Genomic DNA, 21,816 nt, shown 5'->3' with positions numbered 1-21,816 from the left:
TAGGCTGCTCGATCGTGGACGCCAGCAGAATCGCCAGCCCGGTGACCGGGGCCGTCGGACGCTTCTTCCTCGGGGTCAGGCTGCTCCTGCGCGGCCTGGGCCTCTACGTCCGCAGCCCCAAGCTGATGTTGCTCGGCCTGATACCGGCGTTGATCTCCGGCGCTCTCTTCGTGGCCGCGCTCGCCACCCTTGTGTACTTCGTGGACGACCTCGCCGCGCTTGTCACCCCGTTCGCCGACGACTGGTCGAGCAGCGCCCGCAGCCTGGTCCGCGTCGTCGCCGGCCTGGCCTTCCTGGGGCTCGGCGGCCTGCTCGGCGTCCTCGGGTTCACCGCGGTCACCCTCGTCATCGGCGATCCGTTCTACGAGAAGATCTCCGAGCGGGTCGAGGAGCGGCTCGGCGGCACCCCGGACGCCGTGGAGGTGCCGTTCTGGTCGTCGCTGCGCCGCAGCCTCGCCGACTCGGTACGTCTGCTGGCCCTCACGGCGCTTGTCGGAATCCCGCTCTTCGTCGCCGGCTTCATCCCGGTGGTCGGTCAGACCGTCGTCCCGGTGATCGGGGCGGCGGTGGGTGGCTGGTTCCTGGCCGTGGAGTTGGTCGGAGCGCCGTTCTATCGGCGTGGGATGCGGCTGCCGCAGCGCCGGACGATCCTCAAGGCGGACCGACCCATGGCGCTCGGCTTCGGGGTGGCGGTCTTCCTGTGCTTCCTCATTCCGCTCGGTGCGGTGCTGATCATGCCGGCCGCGGTCGCCGGCGCCACCCTGCTGGCCCGCCGGTCGCTCGGCCAGCCGATCGAGGAGAGCTGACGTGGAGATCACCCTGGTCGAGGGAGACATCACCACCCAGCGGGTGGATGCCGTCGTGAACGCCGCGAACTCGTCGCTGCTGGGTGGCGGCGGTGTCGACGGCGCCATCCACCGGCGCGGCGGGCCGGCGATCCTCGCCGACTGTCGGGCGCTGCGGGCGTCCCACTACGGCAGGGGCCTGCCCACCGGCCAGGCGGTGGCGACCACGGCCGGGGAGCTTCCGGCCCGCTGGGTGATCCACACCGTCGGCCCGGTCTGGTCGGCCACCGAGGACCGGTCGGCTCTGCTGCGCGACTGCTACGCCAACAGCCTCCGGGTGGCCGACGAGCTGGGCGCGACGACTGTGGCGTTCCCGTTGATCTCCGCCGGCATCTACGGGTGGCCGGTCGACGACGCGGTACGCCAGGCGCTGTCGGTGCTGCGGTCGGCCGCGCCGGCCACCGTCACCGAGGCCCGCCTGGTCCTCTTCGGCGCCGACACCCACGCCACAGCGCGCCAAGTGTTCGACGACACCGCCGCCTGACACCGGCTGGCGGCGTCCGCTGGAGGCCCGTCACGTCAGCTCGGCCAGGCACGACCAGTGGGATGCCACCGGCCGGTAGCCGAGTCGGGCGTTGATCGCGAGCATCGGCGCATTGGCCTCGTCGTTGGAGGTGTAGGCGACCCGGACGCCGTCGGCGGCAGCCTGGTGCAGCGCGGCGGTCTTGGTGAGCCGGGCGAGTCCCCGCCCCCGGTACTCCGGGACGGTCCCGGTGTAGTCCGACCACATCCGGTCCCCGTCCCGCTTCACGAGGCTGAAGGCGGCGACCTCACCATCGACCTCGGCGGCGATGCTTGCCGACTTGTCGAGGCCCAGGTTGTCCCAGACGTCGTACTGCCAGCTCTCGTAGCTGATCGAGTCGACAGGCACGTCACCCGGCTCGTCGGCGGCCGAGGCCACGTCGGCCGCGTACAGCAGCTGCGGGTCCAGGTCGGCGATCGGGAGCAGCCGTACGCCCGGGGGTGGCGCGGGTAACGCGGGCGCCGGATCCAGGTCGAGCGCCGAGAAGCGCAGCTCGCGGCTGGGCTCGTAGCCGTGCCGACGAGCGAAGGGCAGCGCGTCCGGCTGCGCGAAGCCCCGTAGCCGGTGGATCCCCATGGGGGCGAGGTGACCCGTCGCGGTCGTCAACAGCGCGGTGCCGATTCCGCGCCGCCGGTGCTCCGGGTGGACGTGCAGGAGGGTGATGTCACCGAAGTTCGCCGTCGAGGTCGAGGCGTTGCGTTGGGCCGTCACCCAACCGACGACCTGGGCGTCGACCTCGGCCACGAAGGCGGCCCACCCTCTCCCCGGGATCGGCTCCGCGATCATCTTCCGGGTCGACTCGACACCGCGGACCAGGTACGGGAAGACCAGGGCCCGCAGGGCCACCACGCCCGGGGCGTCGTCCGGCCGCGCCACACGGATCCGCATGTCAGGCCCCCGTCCGTACGGCGGCGACGGCCTCGACCTCGACGAGCTGGTCGGTGTAACCGAGGACGGCCACCCCGAGCAGTGTGCTGGGCGGGTCGTGGTCGCCGAAGAAGTCCCGTACCACCTCCCAGACCGTCACCAGGTCGGACTGCCGGGACGACGCCACGTACACGGTGGTCTTGACGACGTCGGTCAGCCGCGCGCCGGCCGCGCCGAGAGCGGTCTCCAGGTTCGCCAGCACCTGCCGGGCCTGCGCCGCATGGTCACCGGGCGCGACGGTACGGCCCTCGGCGTCCAGCGGACACGCGCCGGCGGTGAAGACCAGCCGGGCGGGTGGCTCGACGGTGGCCGCGTACGCGTACTCGGCGGTGTCGGAGAGGGCAGGGACGTGCAGCAGCGCGACAGGATCCGGCATGCCGGCGACGGTAACGACGATCGCCCGCCGGAGCGACGCATTAACGCGGCCGACGGGCCGTGAGCGGGCCACGACTTCGCGGCCGAGTGAGCCCGTCAGGCGGAAGCGCGGAAGATCAGCTCGGTCGGGAGCATGACCGCCGGTTCGATCGTCTCGCCGGCGGCGAGGCGGAGCAGTTGCTGGGTCATCCGGCGGCCGAGTTCCACGATCGGTTGTCGGACGGTGGTCAGCGGCGGTTCGGTGTAGGCGGCGGTCTCGATGTCGTCGAAGCCGATCACGGCGACGTCCTCCGGCACCCGCCGGCCGGCCGCGCGCAGGGTGCGCAGGGCGGCGTGTGCCATCAGGTCGGAGGCGGCGAACACCCCGTCCAGGTCGGGATGGTCGGTGAGCAGGCGGTCCATCGCCGCCGCACCGGACTCCCGGGTGAAGTCGCCGACGGCGATCAGCTCGGGCAGCCCGGCGGCGGCCACCGTCTCCCGGTAGCCGATGAGCCGTTCGATCCCGGCGACCATGTCCTGCGGGCCGGCGATGGTGGCGATCCGCCGGCGACCGCCGTCGATCAGGTGTCGGACGGCGGCGGTGACCCCGCCGACGTGGTCCACGTCGACGTACGGCACGGGTGCGTCGCCGAGCGGCCGGCCGCTGACCACCACGGGGATGCCGAGCCGGGCCAGCGTGCCGGGCAGCGGGTCGGCGCCGTGCAGCGAGGCGAAGAGCACCCCGTCGACGTGGCGACCGGTGGTGTACCGCTCGACCCGCTGGTGCCCGGCGGGTGAGCCGGCCAGCATCAGCACCAGTTGCTTGTCGGCCGCCTCCAGCTCCTGGCTGACGCCACGGATGATGCCGGGGAAGACCTGGTCGTCGGAGAAGACCCGGGTGGCCGCCTCCGGCATGACCAGGGCGATCGAGTCGGTCCGCTGGGTGACCAGGCTGCGGGCGGCCAGGTTGGGCACGTACCCCAGCTCGGCGACCGCCCGGTTGACTGCCTCCCGGATGGGCTCGGCGACGGTGGTGGAGCCGTTGACGACCCGGGAGACGGTGGCCCGGGACACCCCGGCCCGGGCCGCCACCGCCTCGAGCGTCGGTCGCTGCGCCGTCGTCATCGCGACTTTCCCCCGCTCGTCACAGCCCGTTCCGGGAGATCACCTCCTGGTACCACCGGGCGCTGGCCTTCGGTGTGCGCCGCTGGGTCAGGTAGTCGACGTGCACGATCCCGAACCGCTTGCGGTAACCCTCCGCCCACTCGAAGTTGTCCAGGAATGACCATACGAGATACCCGCGCAGATCCACGCCCCGGGAGATCGCCTCGTGTGCCGCCCGCAGGTGTCCGTCGAGGTAGGCGATCCGGTCGTTGTCGATAACCTGTGCCGGCCCGTGGGGCGAGTCGGCGCCCGCCTTGTCGGGGAACGCCGCGCCGTTCTCGGTGATCAGCAGCGGCACGCCTGGGTAGTCGGTGGCGATCCGTTCCAACAGCCGGGTCAGCCCGGAGGGCTCGATCATCCAGCCCATGTCGGTGAGCGGCCCGGCCGGAGGCAGGAAGTGCACCGCGCCCTCGGTGCCGGGGTAGGCGCCGTCGCCGTCGCCGTCGGGCCGGCCCGCCACGTAGGTGGGCGCGTAGTAGTTGATGCCGAGCAGGTCGATCGGGGCGGCGATCAGCTTCTCGTCGCCGTCGCGGATGAACGTCGGCTCGACGATGCGGGCCACGTGCTCGCGTACGTCGTCGGGATAGCCGCCGGCCAGCAGCGGGTCGAGGAAGATCCGGTTGTGCAGGCCGTCGACCAGGCGGACGGCGGCGGCGTCGGCCGCGCTCTGCGGGTCCGCCGGTCGTACATCGGCGGGGTTGACGGTGATGCCGACGCTGCGCGCGCCGGCCGCGCGCAGCGCCCGCGCCGCCAGACCGTGCCCCAACAGCAGATGGTGTACGGCGGTGAAGGCCGCCGCGGGATCCTGCTCACCCGGCGCGTGCACCCCGTTGGCGTAGCCGAGGTAGGCGGAGCACCACGGCTCGTTGAGCGTGGTCCAGACGTCGATCCGGTCGCCGAGGCGGGCGTACACGGCGGTGGCGTACGTGGCGAAGTGCTCGGCGGTCTCCCGGTTGGTCCAGCCGCCCCGGTCGCCCAGGCTCTGCGGCAGGTCCCAGTGGTAGAGGGTGACGATCGGGTCGATGCCCCGGGCGAGCAGCGTGTCGGTGAGGCGGTCGTAGAAGTCCAGCCCGCGCGGGTTGACCGGGCCGCTGCCGTCGGGCTGGATCCGGGGCCAGGCGACCGAGAACCGGTACGCCCGCATCCCCAGCTCGGCCATCAACGCCACGTCGTCGGCCGAACGGTGGTAGTGGTCGCAGGCGACGTCGCCGGTGTGGCCCTGGTACACCTTGCCTGGCGTACGGCAGAAGGTGTCCCAGATGGACGGACCGCGACCGTCGTCGCGGGCCGCGCCCTCGATCTGGTACGAGGCGGTGGCCGCCCCCCAGAGGAAGTGCTCAGGAAACCGGATCTCATTCACGCCTTGACCGCACCTTCCATGATCCCGCCGATGATCTGGCGGCCGAACAGCACGAAGACCAGCAACAGGGGCAGCGTCGCGATGGCCGTCCCGGTGAACACCTGCGACATGTCCTGGTAATACCCGTCGGACAGCGCTCGCAGGGAGAGCTGAACGGTCGGGTTCGCCGGGTCGTTCAGCACAGCGTACGGCCACAGGAAGTCGTTCCAGGTGGTCATGAACGTGAGCAGGCCGAGCACCGCGGCGGCCGGGCGCAGCGCGGGCAGCACCACGTGCCACCAGATCCGCGCGGTGCCGCAGCCGTCCATCCGGGCGGCCTCGATGAGCTCGTCGCTGATGGCCTGGCCGGCGTACTGCCGCATCATGAACACCCCGAAGCCGGTGACCAGCACCGGGACGATGACCGCGGGCAGCCGGTCGTTCCACTGCAACTTCGTCATGAGGAGATAGAGCGGGATCACGCCGAGCTGCGTCGGCACCATCATGGTCGCGATGATCACCAGCAGCAGCGCGTTGCGGCCCCGGAAGCGCAGCTTCGCGAAGGCGAACCCGGCAAGGCTGGAGAAGAACACCACCGACACGGTGACAGTGGTGGCCACGATCACCGAGTTGATCAGGCCGGTGAGGAAGTAGGCGTCGGTGTTGTCGAACAGCCGGGCGATGTTGGCGCCCAGGTTGTTGCCCGGTGTGATCGGGGGTGGCAGTTGGCCCATCGCGTCGCTGGTGCGGCTGGCGACGACGAACATCCACCAGATCGGAAAGATCGACAGGACGGCGGCGAACACCAGGGCCAGGTAGGTGAGCGGGCTCGCCCGCCAGAGCCGGCTCATCGGGTGGCTCCCTTCCGTGGGCCGGCCCCGCCGCCGAGGCGGCGCAGGACCAGCACGTTTACCGCCGCGACGAGGGCGATGAGCGCGAAGAGCAGCCACGCCACCGCCGACCCGTAACCGAAGTTGTAGTGCGGCGCGAAGGCGTTCTCGAACATGTACATGGTCAGGGTCTGCGACTCGCGCAGCGGTCCGCCCCGGATCGGGTTGGTGCCGGAGTGGAACATCCGGGGCTCGGTGAAGAGTTGCAGCCCGCCGATGGTGGCGATGATGGTGCAGAAGATGATCGTCGGTTTGAGCAGCGGCACGGTGACCGACCAGAACTGCCGGGCCCGGTTGGCGCCGTCGATCGCCGCCGCCTCGTACAGGTCGCGGGGGATGGCCTGCATCGCGGCCAGGAGGATCAGCGCGTTGTAGCCGGTCCACCGCCAGTCGACCATGGCGGAGATGGCCACCCAGGAGGCGAACCGGTTGGACTTCCACTCGATCGCGTCCATGCCGACCAGGTCGAGCAGCCAGTTGACCATGCCGAACTCGCGGCCGAAGAGCACCCCGAAGACGATCGCCACGGCGGCGGTGGAGGTGACGTTGGGGACGAGCACCGCCATCCGCCAGCCCGTACGCGCCCGCAGCCCCCGGTTCAGCAGGTTGGCCAACCACAGCGCGGCGAGCAGCTGCGGCACTGTGGAGATCACGAAGATGCCCAGCGTGTTGACAAGCGCGTGCCAGAAGTCGACGTCGGCGAGCAGCCGGGTGTAGTTCTCCGCGCCGACGAACGGGTGGTCGGTGCCGAGCAGGTCCCAGTCGTGCAGCGAGACCCAGAAGGTGTACGCCAGCGGGTAGACCCCGAACACGGCGAAGAGCAGGAAGAACGGGGCGATGTAGAGGTACGGCGAGTAGCGGGTGTCGAGCCGGCTGAGCCGACCCGACGATCGGCGTTGGCGCCCGGGTGCCGGTGCGACAGGTGGACGGGCGTCGAGCTGGACGGTCATGCCCGGGGACTCCTTTCCGTCGTGCGGGCGGGATTCCGGTTCGTGGAACCCGCCCGCACGCTGGCTCGGGCTACTTGGCGGCGGCCTTCTTCGCGTTGGTCACCGCGTCCGTCCAGCCCTGTGCGGGGCTGCGCTGGCCCAGCTCCACGGTCCGCACGGCGTTCTCCACCTCGGTGCGGACGGCCTGGTTCTTGGGGCCCATGTAGACCGGCTTCAGGCTCTTCGCGCCGGTGCCGAAGATCGCGCCGACGGGCGCCCCGGAGAAGTACGCGTTCGTCGAGCCGGCGATGGCCGGGTCGTCGAGCGCCTGCGGCGAGGAGGGCAGTGGCCCCTTGGCCTTGAACGCGCCGATCTGGCCCTTCGCGCTGGTCAGGAACTTGGCGAGTTCGATGGCCTGGGCCTGGTGCTTGCTCTGCTTCGGCACGGCGAGGTGCGACCCGCCCCAGTTGCCGCCGCTGCCGGGCACCCGGGCGATGTCCCACTTGCCCTTGGCGGCGGGGCCGGCGTTGCCCTCGATGACCCCGGTCATCCAGGCCGGGCAGGCGATGGTGGCGAACTTCGTCTGCTTGAAGGCGGACACCCACTCCTCGGACCACGAGCCGTACTTGCCGGAGAGGCCCGAGTCGATGATGTCCATCGTGGTGTCCCAGGCCTGCCGTACCGCCGGGTTGCTGTCGACGACGACGTTGCCGTTGGTGTCGTAGTAGCTGTAGCCGGTGGTGTTGCCGGCGGTCTGCAACAGGATCGTGTTGAACGTGTTGGTGGCCGCGTCGAGGAAGGACGCCCCGGTCCTGGCCGCGACGAACTTCTCGCCGGTGGCGATGTAGTCCTGCCAGGTCGGCCAGAGCTTCGAGACCGCGTCCCGTTCGGTGGGCAGACCGGCCTTTTCGAAGAGGTCCTTGCGGTAGCAGATGGCGATGCCGCCGACGTCGGTGCCGAGGCCGATGAGCTGCTTGCCGTCGGCGGTCAGGCCGGCGTTCCACTTCCATTCGAGGAAGTTGCCCTTGAGGTCGGCGGCGCCGTGGTCAAGCAGGTTGACGAAGTTGCCGGGGTTGGCCTTGTACTCGACGAGCAGGCCCTCCTCGATGGCCACGATGTCACCGGCGCCCCGGCCGGCGGCGAGCCACTGGGTCAGCTTCGGCGAGTACTCGTCGAGGTTGCTGCCGGTGCCCCGCTCGACGATCTTCACGTCGGGGTGCGCGGCCATGTACTCCTGGTAGAGCTGGTCGTAGCCGAACTGGCCGAAGACGTCGACGGTGAGCGTGACCGGCCCGTCGGCCTCGGCGTCGTCACCGCCGCCGCAGCCGGCGGTGACGAGCAGGGCGGTCGTGGCGGCGAGGGCCACCGCGGCGAGGCGGCGGCGCGGAAGGACAGCCATCGGGTATGGACCTCTCTCAAGGTGGTCAGGTGGTGGCAGAAGGCCAAGAGAGCGCTCTCACGTCAGGGTGGTGCGTCGATGCGGCGCTGTCAAGAGAGCGCTCTCTCCGGCCGTCACCGGACACACGACGAGGGCGTCACCCCGGTGTCGGGATGACGCCCTCGTCGAGCCGATCAGTCGGTCAGCCGGTACGCAGGCCGTCGAGCAGCGCGAGGTCGCCCGTGACGTCGAGAGTCTCGAAGCTCACCCGGCCCCAGAGCGCCAGCAGCAGATCGCTCGCGGTGCCGCTGACCTGCGCGCGGGCGTGGTGATCGTCGTGGTCGAAGATGGTCGCCGTGTCCAGCAGCGCCACCCCCTCGCCGCGCAGCCGCAGATACCACTCCTGATCCGCGTCCGTCGCGGCGAGCTGCACCACGCCGTGCCAGTCGCCCTTGCGCTGCCGTCGACCGGCCGGCAACCAGGTGTCCAGCACCTCGCTCACCCCGTCGGCGGCGAGCTTGGCCTCGACCGGCTCACCTGCGGCGATGGCGAGCTGGGCGTCCCAGCGGTGCACCGCCGTCTCGTGCGCCATCCGGCGCGGCCAGAAGGCGGCCTTCTTCGGCTGCGGTGCCCAGTTCCAGGCCGGCGCCTCCGGGTCGAGACCCTCGAAGAGGGTCATCAGCTGGTCGTACTCCTGCTGCCAGAGCTGGAGCGCGGTCAGGCCCGGCGGCGCTACGGACGGGTCCCGGCGGGCCGGCGCCTCCGTCTGCCCCGACCCGGCGAACGAATTAACCCAGTGGTACAGGCCCGCGAGGTGCAGGGTGAGATCATTGACTGTCCAGCCCGGACAGGACAGCACGGGTGTCTCCGGCGGCGCCTCGGCGACCGCCGCGGCGAACGCCGGACCCTCGGCCCGGAGCGCCCCAATCCAGAAATCCTTGCTGCCCTGCAGTCTGCTCATCGCCATCCTCCCGGGGGTGCCGGGCCACCAGTAGGTGCCACGGCTGCCCATCAGCCTAAGGTGAAAGACGTGTCAGACGCCTACGCCCAGCCGACAACCGAAGCCGATCGTGCCATCCCCGGTCCACTGGCCGGCTACACCACGCTACGGATGGGCGGGCCGGCCGGGCGGATCGTGGCCGCGACGAGCGCCGACGAGATCATCCGGGCGGTCCAGGCCACCGACGGGCCGATCCTGGTCCTGGCCGGCGGCAGCAACGTGGTGATCGGCGACGCCGGCTTCCCCGGCACGGTCGTGCTGGTGCGCTCCCGTGGCCTACGGGTCCTCTCCGAGGACGCCGAGTCGGTCACCGTACGCGTCGAGGCAGGCGAGCCGTGGGACGACCTGGTCGCCACGACGATCGGCAACGGCTGGGCCGGCCTGGAGTGCCTCTCCGGCATCCCCGGCTCGACGGGCGCCACCCCGATCCAGAACGTCGGCGCGTACGGCCAGGAGGTCGCCGAGACGATCACCGGCGTCGAGGTGTACGACCGGCTCGACGGCACCCGTCGGACCATCCCCGCGGCAGAGTGTGGCTTCGCCTACCGGGGCAGCATCTTCAAGTACCAGGACCGCTGGGTCGTGCTCTCGGTCGACTTCCGGCTCACCCGCTCGCCGCTGTCCGGCCCGGTGCGCTACGCCGAGCTGGCCCGGGCGCTCGGTGTCGAGGTGGGCGAGCGGGTGCCGCTGGACGACGCGCGGGCGACGGTGCTGCGGCTGCGCGCCGGCAAGGGCATGGTGCTCGACGCCGCCGACCCGGACACCCGCTCGGTCGGCTCCTTCTTCACCAACCCGGTGCTCGACCGGGCGACGTACGAGCTGCTCCGGGAGCGCGCCGCCGACCTGGGCGAGCCCCCTTCCTGGCCCGGGGCGGACGGCCTGGTCAAGGTGAGCGCGGCCTGGCTCATCGACCGGGCCGGCTTCGCCAAGGGGCACCCCGGCCCGGACGGTGTGGCCATCTCCAGCAAGCACACCCTCGCCCTCACCAACCGCAGCGGCACGGCGAGCACCAGCGACCTGCTCACCCTCGCCGGCACCATCCGTGACACCGTGCACGCCCGCCTCGGCGTGACCCTGCACCCCGAGCCCGTCCTGATCAACTGCGCCCTCTGAACCCACCGCACGTCAGGGCAGGGGCCAGGAGAGGGTCAGCTCGCCGTGCCGCCAGCGGTGCGGGCCGTCACGTACGGGCCAGCCGTCGTCTCTGAGCCTGCCCACGGCCCGTAGCCAACGCTGGCGAGGGCCGAAGGTGGCGTAGGGGGCCGCTGCCTGCCAGGCGTCGTCCAGGGCCCGGATCAGGTCGTGCACCGCCTCGCCCGGGACGTTGCGGTGGATCAGCGCCTTCGGCAGCCGCTCGGCCAACTCGGCGGGGCTGCCCAGCGTGGTGAGCTTCGCGGCCAGGGTCAGCGTCCGTGGGCCGTCCGCGTCGACAAGCAGCCAGCTCGCCAGCCGGCCCAGCTCGTCGCAGGTGCCCTCGACGAGGGCCCCACCCGGGGCGAGCGCGGCGGTCATGGTGCGCCAGGCGTCGGGCACCTCGCTCTCGTCGTACTGCCGCAGGACGTTGAACGCGCGGACCAGCACCGGCCGGAGCCCGGCCAGCTCGAAGCCACCCCGGGCGAAGGTCAGGCCGGGCGGATCGGCGGCCGGCGTCGCGGCGGCCACCCGCGCCGGGTCGATCTCCAGCCCGACCAGGCGTACGTCCCGACGGACCCCGGCGGCCAGCCGGGCCCGCAACTCCACGGCGGTCACCGGCGTGGCGCCGTACCCGAGGTCCACCACCAGCGGATCGGCCGCCGCCCGCAGCCGGTCGGCGCAGGTCGCGACGATCCAGTTGTCCACCCGGCGCAGCCGGTTCGGGTTGGTCGTGCCCCGAGTGACCACGCCGAGCGGCCGGCGTCGTGGAGCCCCGCTCATGGGTCCTGTCCCCGACTCAGGAGACCCGGTGCACCTTGTGCTGCGCCGCCTGCGCCCGTGGGCGGACGACGAGCCGGTCGATGTTGACGTGCTCGGGACGGGTGGCGCACCAGGCGATGCAGTCGGCCACGTCCTCGGCGACGAGCGGCCCCGGCACCCCGGCGTAGACGGCGGCCGCGCGCTCGGCGTCGCCCTCGAAGCGGACCAGCCCGAACTCGTCGGTCTTCACCATCCCGGGGTCGATCTCGATGACCCGCAGCGGCCGGCCGCACAGCTCCAGGCGGAGCGTGCCGGCGATTGCCGTCTGCGCGTGCTTCGCGGCGGTGTAGCCGCCCCCGCCCTCGTACACGGTCAGGCCGGCGGTGGAGGAGACCACCACGACGGTGCCGGAACCGGAGGCCTCCAGCGCCGGCAGCAGCGCCTGGGTGACCCGCAGCGTGCCGAGCACGTTGACGTCGTACATCCACTGCCAGTCGGCGACCGAGCCGGACTCCACCGGGTCCAGCCCTCGTGCCCCGCCGGCGTTGTTGACCAGGAGGGTGACCGGCCCGGGTGCCCGCGCGGCGGCCTCGGCGAGCCCCGCCACCGACTCGTCCGAGGTGACGTCGCAGGTCACCGCTGTGGCCTGCCCACCTGCGGCGGTGATCTCGGCGACCAGTTCGGCGAGACGGTCTTCGCGGCGGGCGGCGGCGAGCACGTGGAAACCCTCGGCGGCCAGCCGGCGGGCGGTGGCCGCCCCGATCCCGCTGGACGCTCCGGTGACGATGGCGACAGAGGTCATTGCGCCATTGTCGCCCCGGCCGTCCGGAGCCTTCCGATCGGGCGCAAGCTTCGCCGCCGAGGGCCGACTGTTGATGAGGTCCGTCACCCCGGCCGGCCGCGCCGAGGCATTTCCGTTGCCCGATGGGGAAGATGACACCCGGCGTACAGGTTGAGCGAGAAGCGCCGGTCGTGCGAGACGGCATTAACCGTGACTGAAGGAGCGGACGTGGCGGAACTGCACACCGGCGTCGGTCGTCAGCGAGGTGCCCGACCGTGGCCCCGGCCACGCCGCATCGCCACCCTGTCGGTGCACACCTCCCCGCTGCACCAACCCGGCACCGGCGACGCCGGCGGGATGAACGTCTACATCCTGGAGGTCGCCCGGCGGCTCGCCGAGGCCGACGTCGAGGTGGAGATCTTCACCCGGGCCACCTCGGGTGACCTCCCCCCGGTGGTCGAGATGGCCCCCGGCGTGCAGGTCCGGCACATCACCTCCGGCCCGCTGGAAGGGCTGACCAAGGAGGAGCTGCCCGGCCAGCTCTGCGCCTTCACCGCCGGGGTGCTGCGCGCCGAGGCGTCCCGCCCACCCGGGCACTACGACCTCATCCACTCCCACTACTGGCTGTCGGGCCAGGTCGGCTGGCTGGCCAAGGAGCGCTGGGGAGTGCCGCTGGTGCACACCGCGCACACCCTGGCGAAGGTCAAGAACGCCCAGCTCGCCGCCGACGACCGGCCGGAACCCAAGGCCCGGGTGATCGGCGAGGAGCAGGTCGTCGCCGAGGCCGACCGGCTGGTCGCCAACACCCGGGTGGAGGCCCGCGACCTCGTCGAGCGGTACGACGCCGACCCCGACCAGGTCTCCGTCGTGCAGCCGGGCGTCGACCTGGCCCGGTTCCGGCCCGCGCCGGGCGACCGGTTCGTGGCCGCCCGTGCCGCCCGCCGCCGGCTGGGCCTGCCGGTCGACGGGTACGTGGTGGCCTTCGTCGGTCGGATCCAACCACTCAAGGCGCCGGACGTGCTCATCCGTGCGATCGCCGCCCTGCGCGAGCGTGATCCGGCCCTCGCCGACGAGGTGACCGTGGTGATCTGCGGCGGGCCCAGCGGCAGTGGGCTGGACCGGCCGACAGCCCTGATCGAGCTGGCCGCGACGCTCGGGGTCGCCGACCGGGTCCGTTTCCTGCCGCCGCGTACCGGCGACGACCTGCCGGCCCTGTACCGGGCGGCCGACCTGGTCGCGGTGCCGTCGCACAACGAATCCTTCGGGCTCGTCGCCCTGGAGGCCCAGGCCTGCGGTACGCCGGTGCTGGCCGCCGCCGTCGGCGGCCTGGTCACCGCCGTCCGGGACCAGGGCAGCGGGGTGCTCATCGACGGGCACGACCCGGTCGACTGGGCCCGCGCCCTGGGCCGCCTGTTGCCGGACCGTGCCCTGCGGGCCAGGTTGTCCCGCGGCGCCGCGCAGCACGCCCGACACTTCTCCTGGGATCGCACCGTCGCGGACCTGCTCGACGTCTACGGCGAGGCGATCGCCGCGCGCCGGGCCCGCCTCGCTGCCGACCTGGCCGGAGGCCCCGCCCTCTCCTGCTCCTGGTGACGCCCGCCGGTCGTGCCGGTGGGTGACCGCGCCCGGGCCGTGCCGGTGGGTGACCGCCCGGCGGTGGTGCCGGTGGTGACCGCGCGGCGGTCGTCATCCGGTGCGCGGGCCGGGGCGGTCGTAGAGTGGGTCCGGTGAGCCCGAAGAGCGATCTTGCGACCCTGATCGAGTCGGTCTGTGCCGAACGTGACCTGGCCTGGGAGTCCACCGGGCCCGGCTCGTACGCGGTCACCCTGCCGGGCACCCACAAGCTCAAGACGATCTGCAACCTGATCGTCGGCGAGCACGCGCTGCGGATCGAGGCGTTCGTCATGCGCCAGCCCGACGAGCGGCGCGAGGAGCTGTGGGCCTGGCTGCTGCAACGCAACGCCCGGATGTACGGGGTCTCCTTCTCCACCGACGCGGTCGGCGACGTGTACCTGACCGGGCGGGTCAACCCGGCCGGTGTGGACGCCGACGAGCTGGACCGGCTGCTCGGTTCGGTGCTTACCTACTCCGACGAGTCCTTCGACACCATGCTGGAGATCGGCTTCGGCAGCTCCATCCGGCGCGAGTACGAGTGGCGGGTCAAGCGCGGCGAGTCGACCGCGAACCTGGCCGCCTTCGCCCACCTCTTCGAGCCGTCCGGCACGGGCCCCGCCCCCGACCCCGCCTGACGCCCCGCCAGCCCTCCCGCGCGGCCTGCGCCCAGTGCCCCCGGCCGGCTTGTGGCCTGATCCGACTCCGGTTCGAGCTGGTTCGTCGCTGGAGGTTCGGACCGCTCCTGACGGGTATGCCGCACCGCGCGGTGCGGCATAGGGACCCCCGCGCGCCGAGGACGGAGTGTCGAGGAGCGTGAGCGTCCCATGGCTCAGCGGAACAGCTCAGGTCGCGGCGGGACTGCGACCAGGACCAAACGGCAGGCAGGCAACCAGAGCCCGGCTACTCCCGGGGTCTCCGAGACGGAGATCTCCCGGATGCGGGTGGACGACATCCGCGGGCAGTTGCGCAAACGCGGGGTCTCCGGGATCTCCGCGCTGCGCAAGCCCGACCTGGTGAAACAGTTGGTGCGCTCGCTGCGTTCCGACGCCGGTGGCGCGGGTCGACGCAGCACCGGACCGGCTGGTCGGGCCGCCGGCACCAGGGCGTCGGCCGGTCGGGCCGCAGCGACGAAGAAGTCGGCGTCGAGGGCGGTACCGAGTCGCGCGAAGGCCGCGCCCGCGAACAAGAGCGCCCCCGCGAAGCGGGCCGCCGCGAAGAAGACGACCGCTGCGAAGCGGACCACCGCGGCAAAGAAGACGACCGCCGCGAACAGGTCGACAGCCGCGAAGCGGACGACCACCGCACGGACGTCGACGGGGGTCCGTAAGACGGCCGCGGCGAAGAAGACGGCTGCGGCGAAGAAGACGACAGCGGCGGCGAAGTCGACAGCCGCACGCAGGACGTCGACTTCCGCGCGTACCGCGCCAGCGCGGAAGGCGCCCGCGAAGAAGGCGCCGTCGCGACCGGCCGCCAAGCGGTCGGCACCGGCCAAGCGGGCCACGGCGAAGGCGGCACCGGCTAAGCGGGCGGCACCCGCCAAGCGGGCCACGGCCAAGCGGGCGACGCCGGCCAAGCGGGCCACGGCGAGCCGGCCGGCGGCCGGTGGTACGGCGACCGGTGGGATGGCGGCCGGTGGGATCCGCACCGGACGGGGCACCGGACGGTCGGTCCGCAGCTCGCAGGTGATCTCGTCGATCGCGGACCGGCCGGAGCGGCCGGGACGAAGCCTGATCACCGCGAATCACGAGGTGATCAAGCGTTGGGCGGCGGAGCGCGGCGCGAAGCCGGCGACCATCGCGGGCACCGAGCGGGACGGTCGGGCCGGAGTGTTGACCTTCAACATCCCCGGATACCGGGAAAGCAGCCGGATTCGTGAGATCACCTGGGATGAGTGGTTCTACACGTTCGACCTGCGCCGGCTGAACCTGATCTTTCAGGAGCAGATGCGCGACGGCCGGCAGAGCAACTTCTTCCGGACCGAGTCACCCGATCGTGAGGACGGCTGACGTGTTTGCGGGAATGCCCGACGGGTACCCGGCTGTTGCCACAGACCGAGGCCCGAGCTGGGGATACTCGCCAGTTGTGACCGGCGAGACAACCCATCTGGGTTGAATCCAGAATCCGGCCGAACTAGCTTTATTGCACCGCGCCACGCTTGGAAACGTTCGGGGGAGCGGCGGATCGATCAGATCCGCGCACCAGGCGAGGCGCGATGGGACGGGTGGACCAACCGTTGGGGGACGGTGCCCACCTGTTTGGACCGGCGGCGCGAGCGGGCGATGCTTACGGGGGTGAGTGTTGCCCGCCGCCGCCGGCCCCACCGGCGAGCGCCCACCATGACCTTCGGGACAGGGTGGGCGCTTTGCCGTCGTACGGTCGATCAGCCCGTCCGGACGCGGTCCACGCGCGGCGCCGGCTCCCGGCCGGCGTCCCTGCGCAGCGCGGCGACGTGCCGGTCGCGGGGCGGCCCGGCCAGCAGATGCCCGAGCGCGGCCAGCAGGCCCAGCCCGCCCACGATCAGCCAGTGCCGGTCGCCGAGGTGTTGCAGGCTCACACCGCCCAGCGTGGGTGCGACGAACGCCGCCGCCGGGAACGTCAGGTAGAAGACCGACTGGTACCGGGCGCGTAGGTGCGGCGGTGCCAGATCCGCGTTGATCTGCGCGTTGGGCGGCGCGGCGAGCATCGAGCCGACCGTCCAGACCACCGCCGCGCCGAGGTAGACCCCCAGGTCGTCCGCGACGGCGAGCACGCCGAAGCCGATCGCCAGCAGGGCCGTGGAGACGGCAAGCACGACGTCCTTGCGGTGCCTGTCGATCAGCCGGGGCACGAACAGCTGCCCCAGCACGATCAGCGCGCCCCCGAGTGCCACCACCGCCCCGTACGCCGACGGCCCCAGACCGTCGGCGCGCATCGCCAGCGGCATGATCGTCGAGGTCTGCAGGGTGAGTACGGCCAGCACGAAGGTGAGCCCGACGAAGACCAGGAAGGTCCGGTCGGTGAGCGCGGTGTGCAGCCCCTCTCGAGGGGAGCGATCGGCCGTCGGGGGGCCGGCCGGCGGGACGCCGGTGGCCCGTCCCAAGGTCTCCGGCACCTTCCAGCCGATGACGGCGGCGGCGGTGAGCGTGGCGGCGGCGTCGACCAGGAACAGCGCGGTGAAACTCGCCTCGGCCAGCACCCCGGCGAGCAGCGACGCGACCGCCATGCCCAGGTTGAAGGCCCAGAACTGGAGGTTGAACGCGCGCGAGCGACGCTGCGCGGGCACCACGTCGACGATCGCCGCCACGAAGGCGGGGCTGGGCATCGAGTGCACCACGCCGACGAGCGCGGACAGCGCCGCGATCAGCAGCAGGGGCCGGCTGAAGGCAAGCGCCACCATCAGGACGGCGGTGGCCAGGTGGGCGGCGAGCAGGGTGGCCCGGCGGCCCCACCGGTCGGCCAGTACCCCGCCGAGCAGGACGCCGGCCGCCCCGCCGGCCCCGTACGCCCCGACCACGGTGCCGGCCACCGACTCGCTGGCTCCCCGGGCGTCGGTGAGGTAGAGCGACAGGAAGAGCATGGCGAACGCGCCCGCTCGGTTGATCAGCAGTCCCGCCCACAGGTACCAGAAGGTGGCGGGTAGCCCGCCCGCGGTGTCGTGCCACAGGCGCCGCAGGGCGTGCATCCGACCTCCCGACAGTTTACTTTCTTAACCGTTTCTCCTGGACGGTAGAAAGTCGGGCCGGGTTGCGCCAGTCGGTTCCCCGATCATGAGCCGTACGTCTCAGCGGTCACGCCCGGCTCAGGCTGCCGCCTCGGCCGGCTGCGGCGCCGCGGGGCGGTCGCCGACCGGGGCGGACGCGTCGGCGGCGTGGCGCAGCGCGACGGCACGTCGCTCCCGGGCGGGACCGGACGCCAGGTGGGCCACCGCCGTCAGTACGCCGATCACGGCGCAGCCGAACCAGAGCGCGGCGTTGCCGACGTGTTCGCGCACCAGACCGCCGAGAATCGGGGCGCTCGCCCCGGCGATCTGCCAGGAGAGCCCGAACACGCCCTGGTAGCGACCGCGCAGCTCGGCCGGGGAGAGCTCGGCGATAAGCGTGGAGTTGGACGGCGAGTTCAGCATCTCGCCGAGCGTCCAGATCAGCACCGTCAGCCCGTAGAACCAGGCGCTGCCGGCGAACGCGGTCAACCCGAACCCGACACCCATCACCACGGCGGCGAGCGCGAGCACGTGCGAACGGTTCCGGCCCCGGATCAGCCGGGGCACGAAGAGCTGGCCGACGACGATGAGGAGGCCGTTGAGCGCGATCACCGAGCCGTACGTGGCCGGGCTCAGGCCGGAGTCGCCCATGGCGATCGGCAGCATCGAGATGTGCTGGAGGAAGACCATCGCGGCGAACAGGTTCAGCGCCACGAAGCCGAGGAAGACCCGGTCGGTGAGGATCGTGCGCAGGGCGCCGCGCGGGGCGGTCGTCGCCGCGACCGTGTACCCGCCACGGCGGGTCTCCGGTACCCGGGCAAAGATGATCAGAGCGGTGATCAGCATCGTGCCCGCGTCGACCACGAACAGCAGCAGATAGTCGGCCTGCGCGGCCAGGCCGGCGAGGACGGCGGCGCAGGCGAAGCCCAGGTTGATCGCCCAGTAGTTGAGCGAGAAGGCGCGCAGCCGGTCCCTGGCCGGCACCACGTCGATCATCATGGCCCCGAACGCCGGCCGGGCCGCCTCGGCGAACATGCCGAGCAGCAGCGCTCCCAGCGCCACCGCCCAGAGGTCCCGGGCCAACCCGAGGGCGAGCATCATTGCCGCCGCGCCGACATGCGCGGTGAGCAGCGTCGGCCGGCGGCCCCACCGGTCGGCGAGGGTGCCGCCGGCGGTGGTGCCGACCGCCCCGCCGACGCCCCAGAGGCCGATCACCAGACCGGCCTGCGAGGCGGAGAAGCCCCGCTCCTGGGTCAGGTAGATGGCGAGGAAGACGAGGACGAACGAGCCGAGCCGGTTGATCAGGGTGCCCGACCACAGGTACCAGAAGGTGGCCGGCAGCCCGCCGGTGGTGTCCCGGAACCAGCTCCGCATCGTCCGCACGTGGTGCCCCCGCTTGCAAGTAATGACCGATGTGACTACAGCGCCTTACAACCCTAGTGGCGGCCGGATTCGCAGGTCACCCGCTTTATCACGTGGTGGTCGTCACGACGGGTGCCCGCGTGTCCGCTACGGGGTTGAGGCAGGATGATCCGCATGACTGCGAGCGAGGGGCCCACCGTCGGGACGCTGGTCCTGCTGCGGCACGGCGAGAGTGACTGGAACGCCAAGAATCTCTTCACCGGCTGGGTGGACGTCGACCTGACCGAGAAGGGCGAGGGCGAGGCACGGCGCGGCGGCGAGCTGCTGCGCGAGCACAGCCTGCTGCCGGACGTCGTCCACACCAGCGTGATGCGCCGGGCGATCCGCACCGCCGAGCTGGCGCTGAACGCCGCCGACCGGCACTGGATCGCGGTGCGCCGGTCGTGGCGGCTCAACGAGCGGCACTACGGCGCCCTACAGGGCAAGAACAAGAAGCAGACCCTTGACGAGTACGGCGAGGAGCAGTTCATGCTCTGGCGCCGGTCGTACGACACCCCGCCGCCGCCGATCGCGGACGACGACGAGTGGTCGCAGGTGGGCGACCCGCGGTACGCGCTGCTGCCGACCGAGCTGATGCCGCGCACCGAGTGCCTCAAGGACGTCGTCGAGCGGATGCTTCCCTACTGGTACGACTCGATCGTGCCGGACATCCTCGCCGGCCGCACGGTGCTGGTGGCCGCGCACGGCAACTCGCTGCGCGCCCTGGTGAAGCACCTCGACCAGATCTCCGACGAGGCGATCGCCAAGCTGAACATCCCGACCGGCATCCCGCTGCGCTACGACCTCGACCCGCAGCTGCGCCCGCTCACCCTGGGTGGCACCTACCTCGACCCGACGGCGGCGAAGGAAGCCGCCGCCGCGGTCGCCAACCAGGGCCGCTGAGAGCAGAGAAAAGGGGCCCCGCGACGCGGGGGCCCCTTTTCCGACGTCTGTCAGTTGCCGGTGGGCGTGCTCTCCCCGGTGATCAGGTAGATCACGTGCTCGCCGGCGTTTACCGCGTGGTCGGCGAAGCGCTCGTAGAAGCGGCCCAGCAGGGTGGCGTCGATGGCGGTCTCCACCCCGTACGGCCAGTCGTCGCCGAGCAGCACCGAGAACAGGCTCTTGTGCAGCTCGTCCATGGCGTCGTCGTCCCGGTCCAGCTCACCGGCCAGGTCGACGTCGGGCTTGGCCAGCACCGAACCGATCTTCACCGCCATCCGGTCGGCGATGTCGGCCATCTCGGTGAAGATCGTCCGCAGCTCGGCCGGTACGGCGGGCGAGGGGTGGCGGCGCAGGGCGGTCTTCGCCACGTGGTCGGCGAGGTCGCCCATCCGCTCCAGGTCGGCCGCCACGTGCAGCGCGGTGATCATGGCACGCAGGTCGGAGGCGACCGGCGCCTGTCGGGCGAGCAGGTCACACACCCGCTCCTCGACGTGCCGGTAGAGGTCGTCGATCTCGGCGTCCCGCTCGATGACCGTCTCGGCGGCCTGCCGGTCGGCGGTGAGCAGGGCCCGGGTGGCCTGGCGCATGGCAGCGCGGACGCCCTCCGCCATGTCCACCAGCAGTTGGCTGACGATCTGGAGGTCGGCCCGGAACTCGTCGCGCATCATCACGTCCTGTGGTCGGTCGCCGCCGACGGGTGCCGGCGCAGGGGTTGAGCAGGTGCGACGCCAACGGTAGGGCGCGCGAACGGATCCCGGATGAACCACGGTGAACGACGCCAGACGTGGGGGTGAACACTTCCCGAAGTGCGGGTGGTTCGTCCCGTTCTGTGTGGTAGCCAGGTTAACAATGACCCTACGATCGCCGGGTGGAGTGGGCGGTGGCGGTCGTGGTGGCCGTGGCGTTGGCGACCGGACTGGTCGTCGGCCTTCTGCTGCCCCGGTTCCTGCCGGCGCGCGGCCGCTCCACGTCGACGGGCAGCGCGAGCTCCCGCTGGAGCAGGGGGAGGCCCGCGATAGCCGACGAGCAGCAGGCCGGGCTCGGCCGCCGGACGATCGATTCGCTCCGGGCCGGTGTCGTGGTACTGGACAACGACGACGTGCCCGTGCTGATCAACCCGGCCGCCCGCGCGATGGGTCTGCTGCGTACCGGCAGCACCCCGGGCTCGATCGCCGCGCACCCGTTGATCCGTACCCTCGCGGGCCAGGTGCGCCGCACCGGCGTGCGGCGCGAGATCGAGCTGGACCTGCCGCGGGGTCGCGACAGCGCGGGGGAGAACCCGCTGGGCGTGCACCTGCGCGCCATGGGCCTCGGGAACGGCTTCATCGCCGTGGAGGCGGTCGACGTGACCGAGTCGCACCGCCTGACCCGGGTCCGACGTGACTTCGTGGCGAACGTGAGCCATGAGCTCAAGACACCGATCGGTGCGCTCCAACTGCTCGCCGAGGCGCTGCTGGACGCCACCGAGCCGGCCGACGCTGCGGTACCCGACCTCTCCGAGGACCTGGTCGCCGCCCGCCGGTTCGCCGAACGGATCCAGCACGAGTCGACCCGGCTGGGCCGGCTGGTGCAGGAGCTGCTGGAGCTGACCCGGCTCCAGGGCGCCGAGCCGCAGCCGCCACCGGAACCCGTCGCGCTCGACTGGGTGATCGCCGAGGTGGTCGACCGCACCCGCACCACGGCTGCCGCCCGGGGGGTCGAGGTGACTGTCGACGGCCAGCGCGGCCTCACCGCGTACGGCAGCGACAGCCAACTCGCCACGGCCGTGGCGAACCTGGTGGAGAACGCCATCAACTACTCGGGCGAGGACACCGCGGTGCGGGTCACCCTCCGCGGGGACGGCGAACACGTCGAGGTCGCGGTCGCCGACCAGGGCATCGGCATCGCCCCGACCGACGTGGACCGGATCTTCGAGCGGTTCTACCGGGCCGACCAGGCCCGCTCGCGCGCTACCGGTGGCACCGGGCTCGGCCTGGCCATCGTGAAACACATCGCGAGCAACCATGGCGGTCGGGTGGAGGTGTCGAGCACTCTTGGGGGTGGATCGACGTTCACCCTACGGTTGCCCGCCAGCCCACCTGACGACCTGCTGGCGACACTGCCGCCGGTTGGGATCGAGGCCGATCCGGCCGAGCTTCGGCAGGTCTGACAGCAATG

At 71.8% G+C, this 21,816-nt stretch carries 20 protein-coding genes and 1 pseudogene; 8 read left to right on the top strand and 13 right to left on the bottom strand.

All coding sequences use genetic code 11. The features are described from left to right. The first annotated feature begins 14 nt into the window (after nt 1-14). Both MILUP08_RS31905 and MILUP08_RS31900 read left to right on the top strand, forming a co-directional pair. Complete coding sequence (locus MILUP08_RS31905) at nt 15-806, top strand: EI24 domain-containing protein (protein WP_007465703.1); 792 nt, start codon at nt 15-17, stop codon at nt 804-806. A 1-nt stretch (nt 807) separates the two neighbouring features. Continuing rightward, on the top strand, nt 808-1,329 hold the full coding sequence (locus MILUP08_RS31900) for an O-acetyl-ADP-ribose deacetylase (RefSeq protein ID WP_007465701.1): 522 nt from the start codon (nt 808-810) through the stop codon (nt 1,327-1,329). Between the two features lie 30 nt (nt 1,330-1,359). Here the strand turns inward: MILUP08_RS31900 and MILUP08_RS31895 are convergent, their stop codons facing one another. From MILUP08_RS31895 to MILUP08_RS31860, 8 genes are all read right to left on the bottom strand, one after another. Further along, complete coding sequence (locus MILUP08_RS31895; RefSeq protein WP_007465700.1) at nt 1,360-2,256, bottom strand: GNAT family N-acetyltransferase; 897 nt, start codon at nt 2,254-2,256, stop codon at nt 1,360-1,362. 1 nt (nt 2,257) lies between these two features. Further along, complete coding sequence (locus MILUP08_RS31890) at nt 2,258-2,671, bottom strand: RidA family protein (protein WP_007465698.1); 414 nt, start codon at nt 2,669-2,671, stop codon at nt 2,258-2,260. Nucleotides 2,672-2,766: 95 nt separating this feature from the next. Next, nucleotides 2,767-3,774: a LacI family DNA-binding transcriptional regulator gene (locus MILUP08_RS31885; RefSeq protein WP_007465696.1), complete on the bottom strand. Its 1,008-nt coding sequence runs from the start codon at nt 3,772-3,774 to the stop codon at nt 2,767-2,769. A gap of 19 nt (nt 3,775-3,793) precedes the next feature. Beyond that, nucleotides 3,794-5,173: a GH1 family beta-glucosidase gene (locus tag MILUP08_RS31880; RefSeq protein ID WP_007465693.1), complete on the bottom strand. Its 1,380-nt coding sequence runs from the start codon at nt 5,171-5,173 to the stop codon at nt 3,794-3,796. After that, complete coding sequence (locus MILUP08_RS31875; RefSeq protein WP_007465691.1) at nt 5,170-6,003, bottom strand: carbohydrate ABC transporter permease; 834 nt, start codon at nt 6,001-6,003, stop codon at nt 5,170-5,172. The genes MILUP08_RS31880 and MILUP08_RS31875 overlap by 4 nt, the downstream gene beginning before the upstream one ends. Beyond that, the gene (locus MILUP08_RS31870; protein WP_007465689.1) at nt 6,000-6,992 is read right to left on the bottom strand and encodes a carbohydrate ABC transporter permease; all 993 of its coding nucleotides are present in this window, start codon (nt 6,990-6,992) and stop codon (nt 6,000-6,002) included. Before MILUP08_RS31870 ends, MILUP08_RS31875 begins: the two co-directional genes overlap by 4 nt. 70 nt (nt 6,993-7,062) lie before the next feature. Continuing rightward, a complete protein-coding gene (locus tag MILUP08_RS31865; protein WP_007465687.1) occupies nt 7,063-8,370 on the bottom strand; it encodes an ABC transporter substrate-binding protein in 1,308 nt (435 codons plus the stop codon). Between the two features lie 181 nt (nt 8,371-8,551). After that, nucleotides 8,552-9,310: a maleylpyruvate isomerase family mycothiol-dependent enzyme gene (locus MILUP08_RS31860; RefSeq protein WP_007465685.1), complete on the bottom strand. Its 759-nt coding sequence runs from the start codon at nt 9,308-9,310 to the stop codon at nt 8,552-8,554. A 69-nt stretch (nt 9,311-9,379) separates the two neighbouring features. Here MILUP08_RS31860 and MILUP08_RS31855 point away from each other — a divergent pair, with 69 nt between their 5' ends. Then, the gene (locus MILUP08_RS31855) at nt 9,380-10,462 is read left to right on the top strand and encodes a UDP-N-acetylmuramate dehydrogenase (protein ID WP_007465684.1); all 1,083 of its coding nucleotides are present in this window, start codon (nt 9,380-9,382) and stop codon (nt 10,460-10,462) included. Between the two features lie 12 nt (nt 10,463-10,474). Here the strand turns inward: MILUP08_RS31855 and MILUP08_RS31850 are convergent, their stop codons facing one another. Then, nucleotides 10,475-11,263 carry a hypothetical protein gene (locus MILUP08_RS31850; protein WP_007465682.1) on the bottom strand — a complete coding sequence of 263 codons (789 nt, stop codon included), beginning with the start codon at nt 11,261-11,263 and terminating at the stop codon, nt 10,475-10,477. A gap of 16 nt (nt 11,264-11,279) precedes the next feature. Beyond that, nucleotides 11,280-12,044: an SDR family oxidoreductase gene (locus tag MILUP08_RS31845; RefSeq protein WP_007465681.1), complete on the bottom strand. Its 765-nt coding sequence runs from the start codon at nt 12,042-12,044 to the stop codon at nt 11,280-11,282. A 207-nt stretch (nt 12,045-12,251) separates the two neighbouring features. On the opposite strand from MILUP08_RS31845, the gene mshA reads away from it, so the two are divergent. From mshA to MILUP08_RS37350, 3 genes and pseudogenes are all read left to right on the top strand, one after another. Further along, nucleotides 12,252-13,616, top strand: a complete 1,365-nt coding sequence (gene mshA / locus MILUP08_RS31840) for a D-inositol-3-phosphate glycosyltransferase (RefSeq protein ID WP_007465679.1) — start codon at nt 12,252-12,254, stop codon at nt 13,614-13,616. 134 nt (nt 13,617-13,750) lie between these two features. Then, nucleotides 13,751-14,272 carry a type III secretion system chaperone family protein gene (locus MILUP08_RS31835; RefSeq protein WP_007465676.1) on the top strand — a complete coding sequence of 174 codons (522 nt, stop codon included), beginning with the start codon at nt 13,751-13,753 and terminating at the stop codon, nt 14,270-14,272. Nucleotides 14,273-14,953: 681 nt separating this feature from the next. Continuing rightward, nucleotides 14,954-15,643: pseudogene (locus MILUP08_RS37350) on the top strand (hypothetical protein); the annotation flags it as partial. A 374-nt stretch (nt 15,644-16,017) separates the two neighbouring features. On the opposite strand, the gene MILUP08_RS31825 reads toward MILUP08_RS37350, so the two are convergent. Together MILUP08_RS31825 and MILUP08_RS31820 are read right to left on the bottom strand one after the other, a co-directional pair. Then, nucleotides 16,018-17,298: an MFS transporter gene (locus tag MILUP08_RS31825; protein WP_007465671.1), complete on the bottom strand. Its 1,281-nt coding sequence runs from the start codon at nt 17,296-17,298 to the stop codon at nt 16,018-16,020. A 117-nt stretch (nt 17,299-17,415) separates the two neighbouring features. Beyond that, nucleotides 17,416-18,699, bottom strand: coding sequence for an MDR family MFS transporter (locus MILUP08_RS31820; protein WP_007465669.1), 1,284 nt, complete (start codon nt 18,697-18,699; stop codon nt 17,416-17,418). A 153-nt stretch (nt 18,700-18,852) separates the two neighbouring features. Between MILUP08_RS31820 and MILUP08_RS31815 the strand changes: the two genes are divergently transcribed. Further along, nucleotides 18,853-19,620: a phosphoglyceromutase gene (locus tag MILUP08_RS31815; protein WP_007465667.1), complete on the top strand. Its 768-nt coding sequence runs from the start codon at nt 18,853-18,855 to the stop codon at nt 19,618-19,620. A 50-nt stretch (nt 19,621-19,670) separates the two neighbouring features. On the opposite strand, the gene phoU is transcribed toward MILUP08_RS31815, so the two are convergent. After that, nucleotides 19,671-20,324: a phosphate signaling complex protein PhoU gene (gene phoU, locus MILUP08_RS31810; RefSeq protein ID WP_007465665.1), complete on the bottom strand. Its 654-nt coding sequence runs from the start codon at nt 20,322-20,324 to the stop codon at nt 19,671-19,673. Nucleotides 20,325-20,548: 224 nt separating this feature from the next. Between phoU and MILUP08_RS31805 the strand changes: the two genes are divergently transcribed. Beyond that, the gene (locus tag MILUP08_RS31805) at nt 20,549-21,808 is read left to right on the top strand and encodes a sensor histidine kinase (RefSeq protein WP_420329277.1); all 1,260 of its coding nucleotides are present in this window, start codon (nt 20,549-20,551) and stop codon (nt 21,806-21,808) included. Nucleotides 21,809-21,816 lie beyond the last annotated feature (8 nt).

This window comes from Micromonospora lupini str. Lupac 08 (genome assembly GCF_000297395.2).
GTDB lineage: Bacteria > Actinomycetota > Actinomycetes > Mycobacteriales > Micromonosporaceae > Micromonospora > Micromonospora lupini.
The sequence above is the reverse complement of the archived record's forward strand: the minus strand, read 5'-3'. Positions and strand labels throughout refer to the sequence as shown.